We start from the raw sequence: 16,009 nt of genomic DNA on the forward strand, positions 1-16,009 counted from the left end.
CTCCTCAGAAGCCGGTTGGGGTGCGGGTGTGCCAGTCAGTGTGTAACTGATACTGATGGGCAACGTTCAACAGGCGACCTTCCTGGAAATACGGGGCGAGCAATTGCACGCCGACCGGCAGACCGTCGACAAAACCAGCTGGCATGGACAAGCCCGGCAGGCCCGCGAGGTTGGCGGTGATGGTGTAGATATCTTCCAGGTACTCGGCGATCGGATCGTTTTTGTTGGCACCAATCTTCCAGGCCGGGTTCGGCGTGGTTGGGCCGAGGATGATGTCGACCTCAGTGAAGGCGGCCATGAAATCGTTCTTCACCAAGCGACGGATCTTCTGCGCCTTCAGGTAGTAGGCGTCGTAGTAACCAGCCGACAGCGCGTAGGCCCCGACCATGATCCGGCGCTGCACTTCCGGGCCAAAGCCTTCGCCACGGGAACGTTTGTACAGGTCTTCCAGGTTCTTCGGATCGGCGCAGCGGTGGCCGAAACGCACACCGTCGAAACGCGACAGGTTGGAGGAGGCTTCTGCCGGAGCGATCACGTAGTACGCAGGAATCGCGTGCTGCATGTTCGGCAGGCTGATTTCCTTGATCACGGCACCGAGCTTTTCCAGCTCCTTGACGCTGTTGTGGATCAGCTCGGCGATGCGAGGGTCGAGACCGGCGCTGAAGTATTCCTTCGGCACGCCGATGCGCAGGCCTTTGAGCGACGTATTGAGGCTGGCGCTGTAATCCGGCACAGGCTCGTCGATGCTGGTGGAGTCCTTGGTATCGAAACCGGCCATGCCTTGCAGCAGGATCGCGCAGTCTTCAGCCGTGCGCGCCAACGGGCCGCCTTGGTCGAGGCTAGAGGCATAAGCGATCATGCCCCAACGCGAAACACGACCGTAGGTCGGTTTCAGGCCAGTGAGGTTGGTGAACGCCGCCGGTTGGCGGATCGAGCCACCGGTGTCGGTAGCCGTCGCGGCTGGCAACAGACGAGCGGCAACCGCGGCAGCCGAACCACCGGACGAACCGCCTCGGCACGTGTTCCAGGTTCCACGGGTTTTTCACCGCGCCGTAGTAACTCGACTCGGTGGACGAGCCCATCGCGAATTCGTCCATGTTGGTCTTGCCGAGCGTCACGGCGCCGGCAGCGGCCAGTTTGGCGACCACGGTGGCGTCGTACGGTGCTTTAAAGTTGTCGAGCATCTTCGAGCCACAGCTGGTGCGGATGCCTTGCGTGCAGAACAGGTCTTTGTGGGCTATCGGCGCGCCGAGCAGGGCGCCGCTCTCACCATTGGCGCGGCGTGCGTCAGCGGCTTTCGCCTGCTGGAGCGCCAGGTCTTCGGTGAGGCTGATGAAACTGTTGAGCTGTGGATCGAGCTGGGCGATACGCGCCAGCAGGACTTTGGTCAGCTCTTCGGAAGAAAACTTTTTATCGGCGAGTCTCGCGGGCGATCTCGGCCAGAGTCATTTGATGCATTGCAGGCTCTTTCCCTTTAGTCGATGACTTTCGGAACCAGGTACAGGCCGTTTTCGACCGCTGGTGCGATGGACTGATAGGCCTCGCGATGATTGGTCTCGGTCACGACGTCTGCACGCAGGCGCTGGCTGGCTTCCAGTGGGTGGGCCAGCGGCTCGATACCATCGGTATTGACTGCCTGCATTTCGTCGACCAGCCCGAGAATGCTGTTCAGGGCCGAAGTGATGTGTGGAAGATCGGCATCATTCAGGCCAAGGCAGGCCAGATGTGCGATTTTTTCCACGTCGGAGCGTTCAAGCGCCATTGCGATTCTCCAGTGGAAAACAGAACGGACGGCGTCCGTGTGTTAGATTGTCGGAACACTACCGCATTTCTACGGTCATAAGGCCGCGATTGTGGGGGTTGGTGCACAGAAAAGCGGCCAATTTAACATATTGGCGCCTTGCCCAAAATCCCTGTCGTTGTTAGAGTTTGCCGCACTTTTTTACCCACGCGTTGCCTAGGGTCCCTTTCCCATGTTCAAGAAACTGCGTGGCATGTTTTCCAGCGATCTTTCCATTGACCTGGGCACTGCCAACACCCTTATTTACGTGCGCGAGCGCGGAATCGTCCTGAATGAGCCCTCCGTTGTGGCTATTCGGACACACGGTAACCAGAAAAGTGTCGTTGCTGTCGGCACCGAAGCGAAGCGCATGCTTGGTCGTACGCCGGGCAACATTGCTGCCATTCGTCCGATGAAAGACGGCGTCATTGCCGACTTCAGCGTCTGCGAAAAGATGCTGCAGTACTTTATCAACAAGGTTCACGAAAACAGCTTCCTGCAGCCTAGCCCTCGTGTGCTGATCTGCGTTCCGTGCAAATCCACCCAGGTGGAGCGTCGTGCCATCCGTGAATCGGCCCTTGGTGCCGGTGCACGTGAAGTGTTCCTGATCGAAGAGCCAATGGCTGCTGCGATCGGTGCCGGCCTGCCAGTTGAAGAAGCACGCGGTTCGATGGTTGTCGATATCGGTGGTGGTACCACTGAAATCGCGTTGATCTCCCTGAACGGTGTGGTTTACGCCGAATCCGTACGGGTTGGCGGCGACCGTTTCGACGAAGCGATCATCACCTATGTACGTCGCAACTACGGCAGCCTGATCGGCGAATCCACCGCCGAGCGCATCAAGCAGGAAATCGGTACTGCCTACCCGGGCGGCGAAGTGCGTGAAGTCGACGTTCGCGGCCGTAACCTGGCTGAAGGCGTTCCACGCGCATTCACCCTGAACTCCAATGAAGTGCTGGAAGCTCTGCAAGAGTCCCTGGCCACCATCGTTCAGGCTGTCAAAAGCGCGTTGGAGCAATCGCCTCCGGAACTGGCTTCCGATATCGCCGAGCGTGGCCTGGTACTGACCGGTGGTGGCGCCTTGCTGCGCGACCTCGACAAGTTGCTGGCCCAGGAAACCGGTCTGCCGGTAATCGTTGCCGAAGATCCGCTGACCTGTGTTGCTCGCGGCGGTGGCCGTGCATTGGAAATGATGGATAAACACACCATGGACCTGCTCTCCAGCGAATAAGTCGTTGGGTTGCATCTATGCTGTGAGCGCGCAGGCAGCACTTTGCAGTGCTGCCTGTTGGCGTTTATCTTCTGTCAGTCTGCATCCAGGCCGGTTTGATGCCGTATGAATAAAGAGAACATTTGCCTGGGAGGAGCGGCTTATTAAACCGCTTTTCGCCAAAGGCCCCTCACTGGGCGTGCGCTTATTGGTGCTGGTCGTGCTATCGGTCGCGCTGATGGTGGTCGATGCCCGCTTCACACTGCTCAAGCCAGTGCGTAGTCAGATGTCGCTGGTGCTGATGCAGTCTTACTGGATCACCGACCTGCCGCAGCGGCTATGGCAAGGTGTGGCCAGCCAATTTGGCAGCCGTACCGAACTGGTTGCCGAGAACGAAAAACTCAAGACTGAAAACCTGCTGCTGCAGGGTCGCATGCAAAAGCTTGCCGCCCTCACGGAGCAGAACGTTCGGCTGCGCGAGTTGCTCAATTCCTCCGCGCTGGTCAACGAGAAGGTCGAAGTGGCCGAGTTGATCGGCATGGACCCCAACCCCTTCACCCATCGCATCATCATCAATAAAGGTGAGCGCGACGGTGTGGTCCTCGGTCAGCCGGTGCTCGATGCCCGCGGCCTGATGGGCCAAGTGGTGGAGTTGATGCCGTACACCTCCCGCGTATTGTTGCTGACAGACACGACCCACAGCATCCCTGTGCAAGTGAACCGTAACGGCCTGCGGGCGATTGCCAGCGGCACCGGTAATCCGGAACGCCTGGAACTGCGTCATGTCGCCGACACTGCCGACATTAAAGAAGGCGACTTGTTGGTTAGCTCCGGCCTCGGTCAGCGTTTCCCGGCGGGTTACCCGGTAGCAACGGTCAAGGAAGTGATCCACGATTCCGGCCAGCCGTTTGCCATTGTGCGCGCCGTGCCGACCGCAGCCTTGAACCGTAGCCGTTATCTGCTGCTGGTGTTCAGCGATGGTCGCACCGCAGAAGAACGCGCCAACGACGCAGCCCAGGCCCAGGAGGCTCTGGATCAACACGGCGGCGGGCCGATCATCCCGGCAACCGTGCCGAAGCCGATTCCTGCGGTCGTGCCGACTCCAGCTGTTGCTGCGCCGGCCACAGCGCCAGTTGCCACAACGCCTGCCAAGCCTGCGGCAACCACCCGTCCGGCCAAGCCTGTCGCCAAGCCGCCTGCTGTGAAACCTGCTGCCAAACCGCCTGTCTCTGCACCGGCCACCACTGGGGGAAGAGAATAATGGCCGGTGCGACTGCATCCCGAAACGGCTGGATCGTCTGGCTGACCTTCGCCATCGGTCTGTTGCTCAGCGTTTCGCCGTTGCCACAATTCATGGAAATCCTGCGCCCGCTCTGGCTGGCGTTGCTACTGGCATTCTGGGCGCTGGCCATGCCGCAAAAAGTCGGCATGGTGACCGCTTTTTGCCTGGGGCTGGCTGAAGACGTGCTCTACGGCACATTGCTTGGCCAGAATGCGTTGATCCTGACCCTCATCACCTTCCTGGTGCTGTCGCTGCAACAGCGTCTGCGGATGTTCCCGATGTGGCAGCAGTGCCTGGTGCTTCTGGTGATTTTCGGCCTGGCCCAACTGGTTCAACTGTGGCTCAGCGCCCTGACCGGCAACCGCCAACCCACCCTGGCGTTGGTACTTCCAGCCTTGGTGAGTGCGTTGCTCTGGCCGTGGATCAGCTTCGGTTTGCGTGGTTTGCGTCGACGTTACAAAATCAATTAAACGGTCAGGCATTAGCCCGTACTGGACAGGGAGATGTCTTGATGAGTAAGCCGCTGTACCTCGCCTCTGGCTCGCCGCGTCGACGTGAACTGCTCACGCAGATCGGCGTGCCGTTTTCCGTCATCAGTGCGGACATCGATGAAACCCCTTTAAACGACGAAACCCCGTCGGCTTATGTCGAGCGTCTGGCGCGCGGCAAGGCCGAGGCCGGGCGCGGCACAGTCGTGTCCGATGCGTCGTTTTGCGTGTTGGGCGCCGACACGGCGGTGGTGCTGGATGGAAAAATTCTCGGCAAACCGGTGGACGAAGCCGATGCGTGCGCCATGCTTAAAATATTGTCCGGTCATGAGCATGAAGTCCTGACGGCCATCGCGGTGCTCGACGACGAGCGTTGCGAGTCTTTGGTGGTGCGCAGTCTGGTGCGTTTTCGCCCGATCAGCGCTCAGGAAGCGGCGGCCTACTGGGCCAGCGGCGAACCCCGGGACAAGGCCGGCGGCTATGGTATTCAAGGACTGGGCGCGGTGTTTGTCGCTGGGCTCGATGGCAGCTATTCAGCGGTGGTCGGACTGCCGCTGTGCGAAACCGCAGAACTACTCGGCCGTTTCGGCATACCCTGTTGGCAAACCCTTAACGCGCGCTAAGCGTCGTACTGACAAGATGCGGCCATTATCGTGAACATGCCTGAACGAGACCCTGCCATGAGTGAAGAGATTCTGATCAACATCACGCCGATGGAATCGCGCGTGGCGGTGGTCGAAAACGGTGTTCTGCAAGAGGTTCATGTCGAACGCACGCAAAAGCGCGGGATCGTCGGCAACATCTATAAAGGCAAAGTCGTACGTGTTTTGCCGGGCATGCAGGCGGCCTTCGTCGACATCGGCCTGGACCGTGCAGCGTTCATTCATGCCTCGGAAATTTCCCTGCGTGAAGGCCCTGCGGTAGAAAGCATCAGCAGTCTGGTGCACGAAGGCCAGAGCCTGGTGGTGCAAGTCACCAAGGACCCGATCGGCTCAAAGGGCGCGCGCCTGACCACGCAACTGTCGATTCCATCGCGTTATCTGGTGTACATGCCGCGCACGGCCCATGTCGGCATTTCCCTGAAGATTGAAGACGAAGCCGAGCGCGAACGCCTCAAGCAAGTGGTCACCGACTGCGTGGCCACAGAAGGCATCAAGGAAGCCGGCGGCTTCATCCTGCGTACTGCCGCCGAAGGCGCCGGGGCCGATGAAATCCTCATGGACATCCGCTACCTGCGCCGTCTGTGGGACCAGATCAACGCCCAGATCCAAACCATCGGCGCCCCGAGCGTGATCTACGAAGACCTCGGCCTGGCCCTGCGGACCTTGCGTGACCTGGTGAGCCCGAAGATCGAGAAGATCCGGATCGACTCCCGGGAAACCTTCCAGAAAACTACACAATTCGTCGCCGAGCTGATGCCGGAAATCGCCGATCGCCTTGAGCATTACCCTGGCGAGCGGCCGATTTTCGACCTGTACGGTGTCGAAGATGAAATCCAGAAAGCCCTCGAGCGCAAGGTGCCGCTCAAGTCCGGTGGTTATCTGGTGGTGGACCCGGCGGAAGCCATGAGCACCATCGACGTCAATACCGGTGCGTTTGTCGGCCATCGCAACCTCGAAGAAACCATCTTCAAGACCAACCTCGAAGCCGCCACCGCTATTGCCCGTCAGCTGCGCCTGCGCAACCTGGGCGGGATCATCATCATCGACTTCATCGACATGGAAGACGAAGAGCACCAGCGCCAGGTGCTGCGCACGCTTGAGAAGCAACTGGAGCGCGATCACGCCAAGACCAACATCATCGGCATCACCGAGTTGGGCCTGGTGCAGATGACCCGCAAGCGCACCCGTGAAAGTCTCGAACAGGTGCTGTGCGAACCGTGCAGCAGTTGCCAGGGTCGCGGCAAGCTCAAGACCCCGGAAACGGTCTGCTACGAAATTTTCCGCGAAATCCTCCGCGAAGCCCGCGCCTATCAGGCTGAAGGCTATCGTGTATTGGCGAACCAGAAAGTGGTGGACCGTTTGCTCGATGAAGAGTCAGGCAACGTCGCCGAGCTGGAAGGCTTTATCGGTCGCACCATACGATTTCAGGTAGAAACCATGTATTCCCAGGAACAATACGACGTGGTGCTGCTCTGAATCTCCAGGTTTCACCGCGACTAGAACGGCTGGCCTCAGCTTTTTGCAGTATTTATGCCATGGGAGCCAACTGACATGGACCGTCTGACACGCATTTTGGCTGCAATGACCCGCTGGGGGCTGGGCCTGTGTGCGTTGGTTCTGGTGCTGATGGCGTTGTACGTCAGCCTCGGTCGGGAACTGACGCCACTGGTGGCCGAATACCGCGCCGACATCGAGACCAAGGCCAGTGACGCGTTGGGCATGCCCCTGCAAATCGGCAGGCTGGAAGGTAGCTGGAGCGGTTTTGCGCCGATTCTGCTGGCTCACGACGTGACGGTCGGCGAGGGCAGCAATGCCCTGCACCTGGATAACGTGCGCGCCGTGCCGGATCTCTGGGCCAGCCTGATGGCCCGGCAAGTACGCATTGCTCACCTGGAACTCAATGGTCTGAAGATCAGCCTCAAGGAAGGCGAGGACGGTCAATGGGCGCTGGAAGGTTTGCCGGTGCGGCAGGACCAGCCGCTCGACCCGGAACAACTGCTCAATAGCCTGCAAATGATCGAACAGCTGTCGGTACTCGATAGCCAGATCACCTTGCAGCCCGTGGACCATGAACCGTTGACGTTGACCTACGTCGGCCTGAACCTGAAAACCGGCGCCTCCCGCCAGCGCCTCGACGTGCGCCTGACCTTGCCCGATGGTCAGCCAGTGGCCATGAGCCTGCGTACTCGCGTGCGTGCCAGTGCGTGGAAGGACGGCGAAGCCGAGGCTTACCTGAGTCTGCCGCAAAGTGACTGGTCGAAATGGTTGCCCGGACGCCTGACCCGGCAATGGGGTTTTTCCGAGATCAAGGCCGGCGGCGAGCTTTGGCTGAGCTGGAGTGAGGGCGCGGTGCAAAGCGCGGCGATTCGCCTCAACGCCCCGCAACTCAAAGGCGCCTACGCCGAGCGCAAGCCAATCCAGATCAACAATCTGGCGCTGAACGGTTACTTCCAGCGTAGCAGCGAAGGCGCCGTGGTAACCCTCGATTCCCTGGCCATGAACCTGGGCGACACACGCTGGGAAAGCCACCTGCAACTCAAACAAAGCGAAGCCACCGACAAGACCGAAGAGCTTTGGCATCTGCAAGCCGACCGTCTGGACCTGGCGCCGCTCACGCCGCTGCTCAATGCCCTGGGGCCACTGCCTGAAGGTGTGGCCACCGCTGTCGAGAAGCTCAAGGTCACGGGTGCATTGCGCAACGTGTTGATCGACCTGCGGCCCAATGCCACGGACGACAGCAAATTCAGTTTCGCCGCCAATCTGGAGCAGGTCGGTTTCGACGCCTATCACGGCGCACCGGCAGCGCGGAATGTCAGCGGCAGCATCAGCGGTGACCTCGGTCACGGCGAGTTGCGCATGGACAGCAAGGATTTCGTCCTGCACCTGGACCCGATTTTCGCCAAGCCATGGCAGTACATCCAGGCCAATGCCCGGCTGACCTGGAAACTCGATAAAGAAGGCTTCACGCTGATCGCGCCATACCTGAAGGTGTTGGGCGAAGAGGGCAAGATCGCCGGCGACTTCCTGATCCGCCTGCATTTCGATCACACCCAGGAAGACTACATGGACCTGCGGGTCGGCCTGGTGGACGGCGATGGCAAATACACCGCCAAGTACTTGCCGCAAGTCCTCAGCCCGGCGCTGGACGAATGGCTGCGCACGGCGATTCTCAAAGGTGCCGTGGACCAGGGTTTCTTCCAGTACCAGGGTTCGCTGAACCATGGCGCCCCCGAAAACGCTCGCAGCATCAGCCTGTTCTTCAAGGTTCACGACGCCGAACTGGCATTCCAGCCGGGTTGGCCGCACGTCAGCAAGGTCAGTGGCGATGTGTTTATCGAAGACAGCGGTGTGCGGATTCTGGCCAGCAAGGGCCAGTTGCTCGACATTCAGGTCAGCGATGTCTACGTCAATATCCCGCATGTCCCTGCCGGGCAAAACGTCCATCTGTTCCTCGACGGTGCGTTTGCCGGAGGCTTGGGCGATGGCCTGAAAATTCTTCAGCAAGCACCGATCGGCACCGCCGACACCTTTGCCGGTTGGGAAGGCGATGGCGACCTGCAGGGCAAGCTGAAACTGGACATCCCGCTGGCCAAAGGTGATCTGCCGAAGATTATCGTCGACTTCAAGACCGCCAGGGCCCGGCTGAAACTGGCTGAGCCGACGCTGGAACTGACTCAGCTCAAAGGTGATTTCCGTTTCGACAGCAGCAAGGGTTTGAGCGGTCAGAACATCACCGCGAGAGCCTTCGACAAACCGGTGACCGCGCAGATTTTTGCCGATGGCAGCCCGGGCAAACTCAATACCCGGGTCAGCGCATCCGGTCAGGTCGAGGTCAAGAAACTCACGGACTGGCTCAACGTGACCCAGCCGTTGCCGGTTTCCGGCGTGGTCCCTTACCAACTGCAACTGAACCTCAATGGGCCGGACAGCCAATTGATGGTCAGCTCCAACCTTAAAGGCGTGGCCGTCGATTTGCCGGCGCCGTTCGGCATGGCCACTGATGTGGGGCGTGACACGGTGTTCCGCATGACCCTGCAAGGGCCGGAGCGGCGCTATTGGGTCAGCTATGGTGACCTGGCGAATTTCACTTTCGCGGCGCCGCCGGGTAATTTCGGCGACGGTCGCGGTGAGTTGTTCCTCGGTGGCGGCAATGCCGTGCTGCCGGCCACCAAGGGCTTGCGCGTCAGTGGGGTGCTGTCGGAACTGGACGTCGGCCCATGGAAAGACCTTGTGGACAAGTACGCCGGTCAGGACCCGGGCGGTAGCGCCAAGCAGTTGCTCAGCGGCGCGGACTTCAAAGTCGGCAAGCTCAGTGGTTTCGGTACGACACTGGATCAAGCATCAGTGCAGTTGACCCGCAAACCTTCTGTCTGGGCCTTGCAGCTCGACAGTCAACAGGCCAAGGGCAGCGTGACTATCCCGGACGCGAAAGCCACGCCGATTGGCATCAATCTGCAATACGTGAAATTGCCGGCTCCCGACCCGACCGTGCTGGCCGATGAAAACTCGCCGGACCCGCTGGTTTCCGTGGACCCGACGAAGATTCCCGCGCTGGATATCCTCATCAATCAGCTGTTCCAGGGCGATGACCTGGTCGGCGCCTGGTCGCTGAAAGTCCGCCCGACAGCCAAAGGCATTGCGCTCAATACGCTGGACATGGGCCTCAAGGGCATCCTGTTGCAGGGCAACGGGGGCTGGGAAGGAACGCCGGGTGCCACCAGCAGTTGGTACAAGGGCCGAATCAGTGGCAAGAACCTGGCCGACTCGCTCAAGGGCTGGGGCTTTGCCCCGAGCGTCACCAGTCAGGACTTTCACATGGATGTCGATGGCCGATGGCCGGGCTCCCCGGCCTGGTTGGCTACCAAGCGGTTCTCCGGCAGCCTCGATGCATCGTTGAACAAAGGTCAGTTTGTCGAAGTCGAGGGTGGTGCCCAGGCATTGCGGGTATTTGGTCTGCTTAACTTCAACTCTATTGGTCGGCGCTTGCGCCTGGACTTCTCCGACCTGTTTGGCAAAGGTCTGAGCTACGACCGGGTCAAAGGCCTGTTGGTGGCGAGCAGCGGGGTTTATGTCACTCGCGAGCCGATTGTGCTGACCGGTCCGTCGAGCAATCTGGAGATCAACGGCACGCTGGATCTGGTGGGCGATAATGTCGACGCCAAGTTGCTGGTGACGCTGCCGCTGACGAACAACCTGCCGATTGCTGCGCTGATTGTCGGCGCGCCAGCCATTGGTGGTGCGCTGTTCCTGATCGACAAACTGATCGGCGACCGCGTGGCGCGATTCGCCAGCGTCAAATACACCGTCAAAGGCCCATGGAAAGAGCCGAAGATCACTCTGGATAAACCTTTTTGATGTTCTTTTTCAAAAGCCACTCTCCAAACCGATGGAGTAGCATGGCCGTAAGCCCCTTGTAGGAGCTGCCGCAGGCTGCGATCTTTTGATCTTGTGAAAATCAAAAGATCGCAGCCTGCGGCAGCTCCTACAGGTATGTGTTGATTCCAGATAAGGAAATGGCCATGTCTGTAGCGGTGATTCAAATGGTCAGCCAGAGCGATGTGTTGGCCAATCTGGCCCAGGCCCGTCGCTTGCTGGAGCAAGCGGCGAACGCTGGCGCTCGGCTGGCAGTGCTGCCGGAAAACTTCGCCGCCATGGGGCGTCGCGACATCGCCGATATCGGTCGCGCCGAAGCCTTGGGCGAAGGTCCGATCCTGCCGTGGTTGAAACAGACCGCCCGCGCCCTCAAGTTATGGATAGTAGCCGGCACCTTGCCGTTACCGCCGGCTGACCAGCCGATGGCGAAAGTGCATGCCTGCTCGCTGCTGGTGGATGATCAGGGCGAAACCGTTGCACGGTATGACAAGTTGCACTTGTTCGACGTCGATGTGGCGGACGATCGCGGGCGTTATCGCGAATCCGATGACTATGCTTATGGCAGTGGGGTGGTTGTGGCAGACACACCCGTCGGTCGAGTCGGCCTGACAGTGTGTTATGACCTGCGTTTCCCGGAGCTGTACAGCGAATTGCGGGCTGCCGGTGCAGAGTTGATCACCGCGCCATCGGCCTTCACCGCCGTGACTGGCGCGGCCCATTGGGATGTACTGATCCGCGCACGGGCCATCGAGACCCAATGCTACATACTCGCGGCCGCCCAGGGTGGCACCCATCCGGGACCGCGAGAGACTTATGGACATGCCGCCATCGTCGACCCATGGGGGCGCGTGCTGGCGCAACAGGATCAAGGCGAGGCCGTGTTGCTGGCCGAACGCGATAGCAGCGAACAGGCGTCCATCAGGGCGCGGATGCCGGTGTCCAGTCACCGGCGCTTTTCTCGCAGGGCGCGCAGCGACCTGCCTCAGAACGATGAATTTAAGGCGTAAAGCATATGAGCGAGTTGTTGTCCTCAGTCAGTGACCATCTGTTAGCGCCCGGCGGCGTGACCATCGAGAGCCTGCAAAGTGTGCTCGGCGATCTGGCCGGCCCGGGCATCGATGCTGCCGATCTGTATTTCCAGGGCCAGATTTCCGAGTCCTGGGCGCTGGAAGACGGCATCGTCAAGGAAGGCAGCTTCAACCTCGACCAGGGCGTCGGCGTGCGGGCGCAATCGGGTGAGAAAACCGGTTTTGCCTATAGCAACGCCATCACCCTCGAAGCGCTCGGCGCGGCGGCTCGTGCCGCGCGTTCGATCTCCCGAGCCGGGCAGAACGGCACGGTGCAAGCGTTCACCACCCAGGATGTCGCCCAGTTGTACGGTCCGGACAACCCGCTGGAAGTGATGACCCGCGCCGAAAAAGTCGAACTGCTCAAGCGTATCGACGTCGCGACCCGTGCCCTCGACCCGCGTATCCAGCAAGTCACCGTGAGCATGGCCGGGGTTTGGGAGCGCATTCTCGTGGCTTCCACCGACGGCAGCCTGGCGGCGGATGTGCGGCCATTGGTGCGCTTCAACGTCAGCGTGATCGTTGAACAAAACGGCCGCCGCGAGCGCGGTGGTCATGGCGGCGGCGGTCGTACCGATTATCGTTATTTTCTCAGCGACGACCGTGCCATGGGCTACGCCCGTGAAGCGTTGCGTCAGGCGCTGGTGAACCTGGAAGCGATTCCGGCGCCGGCTGGTACGTTGCCGGTGGTGTTGGGTTCGGGTTGGTCCGGTGTGCTGTTGCACGAAGCGGTCGGCCACGGCCTGGAAGGCGACTTCAACCGCAAGGGCAGTTCGGCCTACAGCGGGCGCATGGGCGAGATGGTTGCGTCCAAGCTCTGCACCATCGTCGATGACGGCACCCTGGCGGGTCGTCGTGGCTCGTTGAGCGTCGATGACGAAGGCACCCCGACCGAGTGCACCACGCTGATCGAAAACGGCGTGCTCAAAGGCTACATGCAGGACAAGCTCAACGCGCGCCTGATGGGCGTGGCCCGCACCGGTAACGGTCGTCGTGAATCCTACGCGCACCTGCCGATGCCTCGGATGACCAACACCTACATGCTGGCGGGCGAAAGCGACCCGGCAGAAATCATCGCCTCGGTGAAACGCGGCATCTACTGCGCCAACCTCGGCGGCGGTCAGGTGGACATTACCAGCGGCAAGTTCGTGTTCTCCACCAGCGAGGCGTACCTGATCGAAGACGGCAAGATTACCGCCCCGGTCAAAGGCGCGACGTTGATCGGCAACGGACCGGAAGCCATGAGCAAGGTGTCGATGGTCGGTAACGATCTGGCGCTGGACAGTGGCGTGGGGACGTGCGGGAAGGATGGGCAGTCGGTGCCGGTGGGTGTCGGCCAGCCAACGCTGAAAATCGATGCGATCACTGTGGGTGGCACAGGGTCGTAAGGAGATGTAGGAGCTGCCGAAGGCTGCGATCTTTTGATCCTGATTTTGATTTTGCAAAACCAACGTCAAAAGATCGCAGCCTGCGGCAGCTCCTACAGGGGCCGCGATAACTTAACGCAGACCGCGTTGAGTCTCGTCCAGCTCACGGATGTACTTGAACATTTTACGGCTCGATGCCGGTGGCTTGTTGGTCGCCAGTTCGTGCTGGGCCTGACGGATCAGGGAGCGCAACTGTTGACGATCAGCCTCCGGGTAATCGACAACGAATTTCTCCAGGACCGCGTCGTCGCCTGCGATCAAGCGATCGCGCCAGCGTTCCAGGCCGTGGAAACGTTCGTTGTACTGCCGGGTGGAGGCATCGAGTTGATCGAGCAAGGTCAGAATGGCGTCAGTGTCCTGGTCGCGCATCAGTTTGCCGATGAACATAAGGTGCCGTTTACGCGCGATATTCGCGGTGTGCTTGGGCGCATCGGCCAGGGCCCGGCGCATAGCGTCGGTCAACGGCAGTTTTGCCAGCAAGTCAGGCTTGAGTGTTGTAAGGCGCTCGCCAAGGTCAACCAGAGCATGCAGCTCGCGTTTAACCTGGGATTTGCTTTTTCTCCCGTATCGAGGGAGTCGTCGTAAGAATCAACCATGGTGGCCGTCCGCAAAGAAACGCCGCCATGATAACCAGTCGGGGGCCGCTTGTCCGGCCCGGTCGCTCGAAGGCCCTAGCCGAAAGCAGAATTTGAGTGGAGAACAGCATGAGTGCAGTTGAAAGCGTCGGCCCACAAGCGTTGCCGGCACTGCAAGAGCAAGTCGAGCAGATCATTGCTGAAGCCAAGCGCCAAGGCGCCAGCGCCTGTGAAGTCGCGGTCTCGCTGGAACAAGGCCTGTCGACATCGGTTCGTCAGCGAGAAGTCGAAACCGTCGAATTCAATCGCGATCAGGGCTTTGGCATCACCTTGTACGTTGGCCAGCGCAAAGGCTCGGCCAGCACTTCGGCCAGCGGTCCGGAAGCGATTCGCGAAACCGTTGCTGCCGCACTGGCCATCGCCAAGCACACCTCTGAAGACGAAGCCTCAGGCCTGGCCGACGCCGCGCTGATGGCCAAGGATCTGCACGATTTCGACCTGTTCCACCAATGGGACATCACCCCCGAGCAAGCCATCGAGATGGCCCTGACCTGTGAAGCGGCGGCATTTGCCACCGATAGCCGGATCAAGAACGCCGACGGCACTACCCTCAGCACCCACCAGGGCTGCCGCGTTTACGGCAACAGCCACGGGTTTATCGGCGGTTATGCGTCGACCCGCCACAGCCTGAGCTGCGTGATGATCGCCGAGGCCGAAGGCCAGATGCAGCGCGATTATTGGTACGACGTGAGCCGTCAGGGCACTTTGCTGGCTGACCCGGTGAGCATTGGCCAGCGTGCCGCGCAACGGGCAGCGAGCCGTTTGGGCGCGCGTCCGGTGCCAACTTGCGAAGTGCCGGTGCTGTTTTCGGCCGAGTTGGCCGGTGGGTTGTTCGGCAGCTTCCTGTCGGCAGTGTCTGGCGGCAGTCTGTATCGCAAGTCATCGTTCCTTGAAGGCACGCTGGGTCAGAAGTTGTTCCCGGAATGGCTGACCCTTGATGAGCGTCCGCACCTGATGCAGGCGATGGGCAGTTCGGCGTTCGATGGCGATGGCTTGGCGACCTATGCCAAACCGTTCGTCGAGAACGGCGTATTGGTGTCGTACATCCTCGGTACCTATTCCGGACGCAAGCTGGGAATGCCGAGCACCGCCAACGCGGGCGGCGTGCACAACCTGTTCGTGACCCATGGCGATGAAGATCAGGCTGCCCTGTTGCGTCGCATGGGGCGTGGTCTGCTGGTCACCGAGTTGATGGGCCACGGCTTGAACATGGTCACCGGCGATTACTCCCGTGGCGCGGCGGGTTTCTGGGTCGAGAACGGTGAAATCCAGTTCGCGGTCCAGGAAGTCACGATCGCCGGCAACATGCGCGACATGTTCAAACAGATCGTTGCCGTGGGGAATGACCTGGAACTGCGCAGCAACATTCGCACCGGTTCGGTGTTGATCGAGCGGATGACGGTGGCGGGTAGCTGACCCACACCGTTACACAAAAAGGCGCGTCATCCAAACGGATGGCGCGCCTTTTTTTATGGCGTTCACACCGTCCCCTGTGGGAGCGAGCTTGCTCACGATAGCAGTGTGTCAGACGACACATATGTTGAATGGTCGACCGTCATCGCGAGCAAGCTCGCTCCCACAATGGATCTCATCTAATTTCTCGGGGTTGTTTTGGTTCTCATTATCATCTAATAATAAATCTCATTACCGAATGAGCCCGGATCATGAGTTCTGCCTTGCACGAGCAGCCTTACCTCGAAAGCTGGCGCTGGATGAGTCGCCAGATCCGTTGCGCGATGGACCCCGATGAGCCTCGCCTGATCGACCATTACCTGGCCGAAGGTCGGTATCTGGCCTGTTGCACGGCAACGTCTCCCTGGACCATCGCCGAAACTTCCTTCCGTTTGTTGCTCGACACCGCCGCCGATGTCGCGCTGCCGTGGCACTGGCGCACCTTCTGCCTCGACCAGGCCTGGCGCCCATTGCGCGAACTGGAACGCCTCTCCCTGTGTAAGTGCCGCCTCAAGCGCTGGCAAAGCTACACCTGGCAACTGGCGACCTGCGAGTTGCAGCCTTCGATTCCTCTCATAGAACTGGTGCAAGGATTTCCCGATGAATAACACGCGTATCGAACGTGACAGCATG

Annotated in this window: 11 protein-coding genes and 2 pseudogenes; 10 read left to right on the forward strand and 3 right to left on the reverse strand. The window is 60.2% G+C overall.

All coding sequences use genetic code 11. The features are described 5' to 3' along the window. Positions 1-4: 4 nt before the first annotated feature. Positions 5-1,458: pseudogene (gene gatA, locus RHM58_RS13300) on the reverse strand (Asp-tRNA(Asn)/Glu-tRNA(Gln) amidotransferase subunit GatA). 16 nt (positions 1,459-1,474) lie between these two features. Continuing rightward, complete coding sequence (gatC, locus tag RHM58_RS13305; RefSeq protein ID WP_007901429.1) at positions 1,475-1,762, reverse strand: Asp-tRNA(Asn)/Glu-tRNA(Gln) amidotransferase subunit GatC; 288 nt, start codon at positions 1,760-1,762, stop codon at positions 1,475-1,477. A gap of 211 nt (positions 1,763-1,973) precedes the next feature. Between gatC and mreB the strand changes: the two genes are divergently transcribed. The 8 genes from mreB (at position 1,974) to tldD (ending at position 13,250) form a co-directional block, all read left to right on the forward strand. Further along, positions 1,974-3,011: a rod shape-determining protein MreB gene (gene mreB / locus RHM58_RS13310; RefSeq protein ID WP_002555108.1), complete on the forward strand. Its 1,038-nt coding sequence runs from the start codon at positions 1,974-1,976 to the stop codon at positions 3,009-3,011. A 142-nt stretch (positions 3,012-3,153) separates the two neighbouring features. After that, positions 3,154-4,251, forward strand: coding sequence for a rod shape-determining protein MreC (mreC, locus tag RHM58_RS13315; protein ID WP_201205130.1), 1,098 nt, complete (start codon positions 3,154-3,156; stop codon positions 4,249-4,251). Continuing rightward, positions 4,251-4,742 carry a rod shape-determining protein MreD gene (gene mreD, locus RHM58_RS13320; RefSeq protein ID WP_201200560.1) on the forward strand — a complete coding sequence of 164 codons (492 nt, stop codon included), beginning with the start codon at positions 4,251-4,253 and terminating at the stop codon, positions 4,740-4,742. Before mreC ends, mreD begins: the two co-directional genes overlap by 1 nt. Positions 4,743-4,783: 41 nt before the next feature. Then, a complete protein-coding gene (locus RHM58_RS13325) occupies positions 4,784-5,383 on the forward strand; it encodes a Maf family protein (protein ID WP_201200561.1) in 600 nt (199 codons plus the stop codon). 57 nt (positions 5,384-5,440) lie between these two features. Then, positions 5,441-6,898 (forward strand): ribonuclease G, encoded by a 1,458-nt coding sequence (rng, locus tag RHM58_RS13330; RefSeq protein ID WP_201200562.1) that lies wholly within the window; start codon positions 5,441-5,443, stop codon positions 6,896-6,898. Positions 6,899-6,973: 75 nt separating this feature from the next. Further along, positions 6,974-10,777: a YhdP family protein gene (locus RHM58_RS13335; protein ID WP_322270554.1), complete on the forward strand. Its 3,804-nt coding sequence runs from the start codon at positions 6,974-6,976 to the stop codon at positions 10,775-10,777. Positions 10,778-10,941: 164 nt separating this feature from the next. After that, positions 10,942-11,802 (forward strand): carbon-nitrogen hydrolase family protein, encoded by an 861-nt coding sequence (locus RHM58_RS13340; RefSeq protein ID WP_322270555.1) that lies wholly within the window; start codon positions 10,942-10,944, stop codon positions 11,800-11,802. A gap of 5 nt (positions 11,803-11,807) precedes the next feature. Next, the gene (gene tldD / locus RHM58_RS13345; protein ID WP_201200569.1) at positions 11,808-13,250 is read left to right on the forward strand and encodes a metalloprotease TldD; all 1,443 of its coding nucleotides are present in this window, start codon (positions 11,808-11,810) and stop codon (positions 13,248-13,250) included. A 111-nt stretch (positions 13,251-13,361) separates the two neighbouring features. Here tldD and yjgA read toward each other — a convergent pair. Continuing rightward, positions 13,362-13,885, reverse strand: a pseudogene (gene yjgA / locus RHM58_RS13350) (ribosome biogenesis factor YjgA). Positions 13,886-13,993: 108 nt separating this feature from the next. Here yjgA and pmbA point away from each other — a divergent pair. After that, positions 13,994-15,340 (forward strand): metalloprotease PmbA, encoded by a 1,347-nt coding sequence (gene pmbA, locus RHM58_RS13355; RefSeq protein WP_201200573.1) that lies wholly within the window; start codon positions 13,994-13,996, stop codon positions 15,338-15,340. Between the two features lie 248 nt (positions 15,341-15,588). Next, on the forward strand, positions 15,589-15,984 hold the full coding sequence (locus RHM58_RS13360) for a FagA protein (protein WP_201200574.1): 396 nt from the start codon (positions 15,589-15,591) through the stop codon (positions 15,982-15,984). Positions 15,985-16,009 lie beyond the last annotated feature (25 nt).

This window comes from Pseudomonas sp. 10S4, from assembly GCF_034344865.1.
In the GTDB taxonomy this organism is placed as follows: Bacteria; Pseudomonadota; Gammaproteobacteria; order Pseudomonadales; family Pseudomonadaceae; genus Aquipseudomonas.

Coding starts and splice junctions, on each gene's coding strand:
- gatC (WP_007901429.1), bottom strand. CDS start 1,762: ATGGCGCTTGAACGCTCCGACGTGGAAAAAATCGCACATCTGGCCTGC.
- mreB (WP_002555108.1), top strand. CDS start 1,974: ATGTTCAAGAAACTGCGTGGCATGTTTTCCAGCGATCTTTCCATTGAC.
- mreD (WP_201200560.1), top strand. CDS start 4,251: ATGGCCGGTGCGACTGCATCCCGAAACGGCTGGATCGTCTGGCTGACC.
- RHM58_RS13325 (WP_201200561.1), top strand. CDS start 4,784: ATGAGTAAGCCGCTGTACCTCGCCTCTGGCTCGCCGCGTCGACGTGAA.
- rng (WP_201200562.1), top strand. CDS start 5,441: ATGAGTGAAGAGATTCTGATCAACATCACGCCGATGGAATCGCGCGTG.
- RHM58_RS13335 (WP_322270554.1), top strand. CDS start 6,974: ATGGACCGTCTGACACGCATTTTGGCTGCAATGACCCGCTGGGGGCTG.
- RHM58_RS13340 (WP_322270555.1), top strand. CDS start 10,942: ATGTCTGTAGCGGTGATTCAAATGGTCAGCCAGAGCGATGTGTTGGCC.
- tldD (WP_201200569.1), top strand. CDS start 11,808: ATGAGCGAGTTGTTGTCCTCAGTCAGTGACCATCTGTTAGCGCCCGGC.
- pmbA (WP_201200573.1), top strand. CDS start 13,994: ATGAGTGCAGTTGAAAGCGTCGGCCCACAAGCGTTGCCGGCACTGCAA.
- RHM58_RS13360 (WP_201200574.1), top strand. CDS start 15,589: ATGAGTTCTGCCTTGCACGAGCAGCCTTACCTCGAAAGCTGGCGCTGG.